Source organism: Bartonella sp. MM97QHHN (genome assembly GCF_042194285.1).
Classification (GTDB): domain Bacteria; phylum Pseudomonadota; class Alphaproteobacteria; order Rhizobiales; family Rhizobiaceae; genus Bartonella.
Genome location: NZ_JBHIMS010000114.1, coordinates 1 through 5,137, shown reverse-complemented (window position 1 = coordinate 5,137; position 5,137 = coordinate 1). Strand labels below are relative to the sequence as shown.

9 protein-coding genes are annotated in these 5,137 nt (G+C 33.5%); 6 read left to right on the top strand and 3 right to left on the bottom strand.

The features are described from left to right. The 4 genes from ACFIJW_RS10240 to ACFIJW_RS10225 all read left to right on the top strand — a co-directional run. Positions 1-579 (top strand): hypothetical protein (locus ACFIJW_RS10240; protein ID WP_375628378.1); only part of this gene is annotated, 579 nt, incomplete at its 5' end. 113 nt (positions 580-692) lie between these two features. After that, positions 693-842, top strand: a complete 150-nt coding sequence (locus tag ACFIJW_RS10235) for a hypothetical protein (protein ID WP_375628376.1) — start codon at positions 693-695, stop codon at positions 840-842. 45 nt (positions 843-887) lie between these two features. Next, the gene (locus ACFIJW_RS10230) at positions 888-1,343 is read left to right on the top strand and encodes a TIR domain-containing protein (RefSeq protein ID WP_375628374.1); all 456 of its coding nucleotides are present in this window, start codon (positions 888-890) and stop codon (positions 1,341-1,343) included. Between the two features lie 175 nt (positions 1,344-1,518). Beyond that, entirely contained in the window at positions 1,519-2,172 is a 654-nt protein-coding gene (locus ACFIJW_RS10225; protein WP_375628372.1) for a recombinase family protein, read from the top strand. Positions 2,173-2,382: 210 nt separating this feature from the next. Here the strand turns inward: ACFIJW_RS10225 and ACFIJW_RS10220 are convergent, their stop codons facing one another. Continuing rightward, positions 2,383-2,781 (bottom strand): type II toxin-antitoxin system VapC family toxin, encoded by a 399-nt coding sequence (locus ACFIJW_RS10220; RefSeq protein WP_375628370.1) that lies wholly within the window; start codon positions 2,779-2,781, stop codon positions 2,383-2,385. Further along, on the bottom strand, positions 2,778-3,029 hold the full coding sequence (locus ACFIJW_RS10215) for a hypothetical protein (protein ID WP_004857201.1): 252 nt from the start codon (positions 3,027-3,029) through the stop codon (positions 2,778-2,780). Before ACFIJW_RS10215 ends, ACFIJW_RS10220 begins: the two co-directional genes overlap by 4 nt. Before the next feature lie 284 nt (positions 3,030-3,313). Between ACFIJW_RS10215 and ACFIJW_RS10210 the strand changes: the two genes are divergently transcribed. Both ACFIJW_RS10210 and ACFIJW_RS10205 read left to right on the top strand, forming a co-directional pair. Beyond that, positions 3,314-4,006 carry an AAA family ATPase gene (locus ACFIJW_RS10210; RefSeq protein ID WP_375622568.1) on the top strand — a complete coding sequence of 231 codons (693 nt, stop codon included), beginning with the start codon at positions 3,314-3,316 and terminating at the stop codon, positions 4,004-4,006. Beyond that, on the top strand, positions 4,003-4,320 hold the full coding sequence (locus tag ACFIJW_RS10205) for a hypothetical protein (RefSeq protein ID WP_375628368.1): 318 nt from the start codon (positions 4,003-4,005) through the stop codon (positions 4,318-4,320). Before ACFIJW_RS10210 ends, ACFIJW_RS10205 begins: the two co-directional genes overlap by 4 nt. Positions 4,321-4,422: 102 nt before the next feature. On the opposite strand, the gene ACFIJW_RS10200 is transcribed toward ACFIJW_RS10205, so the two are convergent. Further along, on the bottom strand, positions 4,423-4,776 hold the full coding sequence (locus ACFIJW_RS10200) for a helix-turn-helix domain-containing protein (protein ID WP_375628367.1): 354 nt from the start codon (positions 4,774-4,776) through the stop codon (positions 4,423-4,425). Between the last annotated feature and the right edge of the window lie 361 nt (positions 4,777-5,137).

Here is a 5,137-nt window from a genome sequence, read left to right as displayed (position 1 = left end):
TTTGATGATGTCAAGGCTGGTGATCTTGGTGGTTATATTGAAAAGGAAAGCAACTTATCTCATGATGGCAATTGCTGGGTTGGTGGTGATGCATGGGCTTTTAGCTACGGTCGTGTTTATGATAACGCTATTGTTTGTGATGATGCTATTGTTTGTGGTCACATTTATGGGAATGCGCATGTATGTGGTAAAACCCGCGTGTATGTGGGAGCTCATGTTTATGACAATGCTCACCTTTCTTATAACGCATGGGTTTATCATCATGCAAGGGTTTATGGTAATGCAAAATTATCTGGGAGTGCACGTATTCATAGAAATGCAGAAGTTTATGATCATGCTGTTGTTAATGGCGCAGCGAAAATTTATGGCAAGGTCTATGAAAATGCTAGCGTGGGGTGTCATACTGAAGTTTACGGTTCTGTTTATGGCAATGCGAAGATCTCTGGTTATTTCCATATTAGTGGTAATGTATATGGCAATGCAATAATAAAAAGATCTGCTAGGTTTTCTTTCGTTCCCAGAAATTGTGAGGTTTATGAAGGCGATAATATTGTTAAAACGGTCGCTGAAGTAGCATAAATAACAGGCGCGCCCCGCGCCTGCTTTCAGAGAGCAATGTAAAAATAAAGGTATTAAAATTTCCATTAAACTCAATAAAACATGGAACATAATTAAAATTATAGGTGTTGGTAATGTTCAATCATGATGATATCGAAAGTGTTGAATTTTATTTTACTGTAAATGGTAAACAAATAAAATTTGATAAAGAGACTAATGATAAATTAAAGGCAAAAATAGATTGGGAGAAATTTTTATCGCAATTATTCGTTGATAAGGAATAATAAGCCCTCTGGGTCAAATGCATATATTTTATAGGGGATATAAAAATGCCAAAAATTTTTATTGTATATAATAATCATACTATTTTAGAACAAACTGAACGTGTTCTTTTTAAGCTTGGATTGGAACCATACGTTCTGAAATTTGGTAGTGATGATTTAACTACTATTGAGGATTTTAAACAAGAAATTAGTATGCAAACTAATTCTCCAAAATTTGGTATTGTGCTACTTACTCCCGATGAGATTAGCTATGCAAAATCTGCTGATAAAAAAGACGCACAACCGCGCGCTAATCAAAATGTTATTTTTAGAATGGGTATGTTGTTTCCTATAATTTCTTGCAGAAATATTGCTATTTTAAAACAACGAGATGTTGAAGTGCCTTCAGATTATGAAGGGATTAATTACATTCCTTTTAATGAACACGTAAAAGAGACTCTCCCAAAACTTATTGAACTATTAAACACAGCCGGATTCAATTTAGATACAGTTAACTACTGAAATTTTTTCTTTGCATGAAGTATACGCAAGATACGCACAGTGTCGTTTGAAGCGTCATAAATTGCAATATCAGAAAAAACGATCATTTTTTATGAACGAAAATTGTATATTTAATTCCTATTTTTTCTATGCAATAATATATCAGTTTTAATCAAAAATAACCTTTTTACTGAAAATGCCAAAATTTTATGCTTATTTACGTGTTTCTCGTGATGGACAAGATACAGAAAATCAAAAATTTGGATTGTTAGAATATGCTAATAAAAATGGCTTTGCACCACTTCATATTGAAGAAGAAATTGCAAGTAGAGGAAAAGATTGGCGCAAGCGTAAGCTTGGTGTTTTAATTAAAAAAGCAGAACGAGGAGATGTATTATTAACCCCTGAATTTTCTCGTATAGCTGGTTCTTCTCTTGCTGTCCTAGAAATTCTCAAAGCCGCTAGTGAACGTGGTTTAATTTTTCACGTGACGAAACAAAATCTTATCATGGACGGTAGTTTACAAAGCGATATCATCGCAACTGTATTAGGTATGGTAGCACAGATTGAGAGACATTTAATTCAAACACGCACAAAAGAGTCATTAAGTGTTGCTCGTCAACGTGGTATAAAACTTGGTCGTCCAAAGGGGAGTATAGCCACAAGATTGAAGCTTGATAGCCATATTGATGAAATTCAAGCATTTATAAATGTTGGTTTATCACAGAGCCGTATTGCTAAGACATTAGGAGTTAGTGTGAACACCTTACGTTTATTTATTGAACGTAAAAACATCAAGCTTACAAAAACAAAGCCTATCATTACCATGCCAAGAACATTGGAAAATTAAGATAAACTGCGCCAAGTTGATAGTTCTTTTCCATGACGTGATGCATTGAAGTATGTTTATTATTTACGTACAAAATACGTACTAAATAAATAATATTTATTTACTAAATAAGGAATATCTTAATGCCTGTAATTACTATGTGTTCAACAAAAGGTGGTGTTGGAAAATCCACATCTATAGCTTATTCTTTTATAGGTATTAGCTCACTCATTAAGTAAGGAGTTTTACTAATTGTCCGTTTTTCTTTAATAGGTCGATTGCTAATTTATCAAACGAAACAAATGTCTCGCCACCTAGCCAATTACCTTCATAAGCTATAATTCCATCAGCAAAATCACCACCAGCCTCTAGAATAGCAAGCCCTGCTTCAACAGCTGGTCTATTCATTACTATATTACTGGTTGCTAGCAGATCGCGTAACATTCCAGCTACATCTTCTTTTGATAGTCTTGCACCTCGGCGAAGTATCCAAACAAGTTCGCATAGACAAGGTAGAGAAATAGCTATGAGAGAAGCTTCTCTTAAAATCTTACTTGCTACCTCCCCTTGCTTTTTATCATCTTGTAAAACAGCACGAGCCAGAACATTTGTATCTACAGAAATCTTCATTTTTTCCCAGCCCAACTAGAAGCTGTAATTTCGTTCATTTCTTCAATGGTTAGAGGTTTTTTTAGTTTTCCAGAAAATCGTCCAATAAAGCTCTCAATAGTGCTTGTAGGCTGTGACGCTTTTATACGAAGTTCACCACCTGGTAACTTATCAAAGTCAATCTTCTCACCTGGTTTAACACCAAGGTGCTGTAGTAAATCCCGCTTTAGCGTAATTTGTCCTTTTGCTGTAACTGTTAATGAAGACATAAAAAATTCCTCTTACTATATAATTATCTAATATATATAAAAGTAATGTAAAAATCAATTACTCACAAGAAACGAAATTGTGAAATAAACTCGTTTGCATACTGGAATGTGCACACCCGATTATGCCTGATTTGAAATTAACAAGATATAAATATTTATTACGTATTTTATACGTAAATAATAAATATTTACAAAATAAATAATTATTATTTATAATTTTAATAAATACGTAATAAATAAATGGTATTTATTTGGTGTTTATTCATTGAATAAGGAATATCTTAATGCCTGTAATTACTATGTGTTCAACAAAAGGTGGTGTTGGAAAATCCACAATGGCATTAGTATTAGCTAACGTTTTTGCTAAAGCCGGATCTAAGGTGAAATTAATTGATGCAGACCCAAATCAACCACTTGTGACATGGATGAAAAGATCTGTAGATACAATGCCTCAAAATATAGAAGTTTCTGGAAATATTACAGAACAGAATATTGTTTCTTGCATTGATGATGCTGTAGAACAGTTTCCATTTGTTATTGTTGATCTTGAAGGTTCTGCTAATCTTGCGGCTTCTTTTGCTATAGGGAGAGCAGATTTAGTTTTGGTTCCTATGAGAAAAAAACAACTTGATGGAGATCAGATAGGAAAGATCATTGCTTTAATAAAACAACAGAGTCAGTTTTTTAAAAGAGAAATACCTTTTCGTATCGTATTTTCTATGACTAATACCTTAAACAGTCGCGAAGGACAGCATATAGAGAAAACGTTAGAAAAGGCTAATCTTCCTATTTTACCTGCTTCATTAACTGAAAGAGGAGCTTTTAGTGCTCTTTTTCAGATAGGGGGGTCTCTCTTTGATTTAGCATCTTCTGATGTGAATAATCCTCAAGCAGCACAAGAAAATGCAACGGTTTTTGCTAATGCTGTTGTGAAGGTATTGGATAATGAAAATTTATTAAAGGACAAAGTAGCATGACAAAAAGAGCTGAAATTGTATTACCGAATCTTGAAAATTTACAACCGTTTACAAAAGCACAAAAAGTAGATGAACAAGAATTAGGTAAGATAGGTCAAAATAATGGTTTTACGACACGTCATAGTGTAGAAACAAAACGTGGTAGTGGACGTAGAAGACGTAGTTTAAAAACAGCACGATTAACACTTGCACTTGAACCAGAAGTAAGAGACAGTTTTTGGTCTTTAGCAGACGAACTTAATGAAGATGGTGGTGATTTTCTTAATCGTCTTATTGAAAATTATATAAATAACAATTACACACAAAATAAATAATTATTATTTATTATTTACGTACAAAATACGTAATAAATATTTAAAATATTATTATGAATAGAGAAGATAGCTGTATGTAATATAATTTTAAAAGTATTCATTCTATTCGGAAACCAACCACAAAATTGCTTTCTGTTTTTTAGGTTTGAGTTGTCTAAAACCTCTTAAAAGGCAGTATTCTTTACTGGAAATTCCTTCATCATAAGGGTATGAGATATTTCTTTTTTGTGAAATGTCGGTATAAAAAAAGGAGATATGAACATCTAGTATGTTAGCGATTTCCTGCAAACGTCCAGCTCCTACACGATTTGAGCCTTTTTCATATTTTTGGATTTGTTGGAAGCTTACTCCTAATTTGTTTCCTAATTCTGTCTGAGAAATTCCCATGAATTTTCTTCTATCGCGAATTTTTTCCCCTACAGAAATATCATTAAAATGTGGAGTTTTGTTTTGCACTTTAAATTCCCCCTACCGGGTGCGAGCGCCCTCGCATTGGTATTCCGGGAGTTAAAAGTACTGAATTATAGTCAGCTTTTTGCTTTTAGTGCTGAAAAGCACCTGGACATAACAAAAACTCCCGGAACTCCGGGAAGCCCAACATAGTGAGCTAATTCTAACGCTATAATTTAAGGCTTTTAATCCCTTGTTGATTGTTGCGTATGCAATCAACACATTGATTAATTCATAGAAGAATTTCAGAAGATTGACAATAAAAATAGTTTTTATTTACAAACTTTATTTTTTAATGAGAGGCTATCCGCCTCTCAAACTCTCTGGAACGCTCACCAAAATCATGACATCAGACCCGCGTTTAATG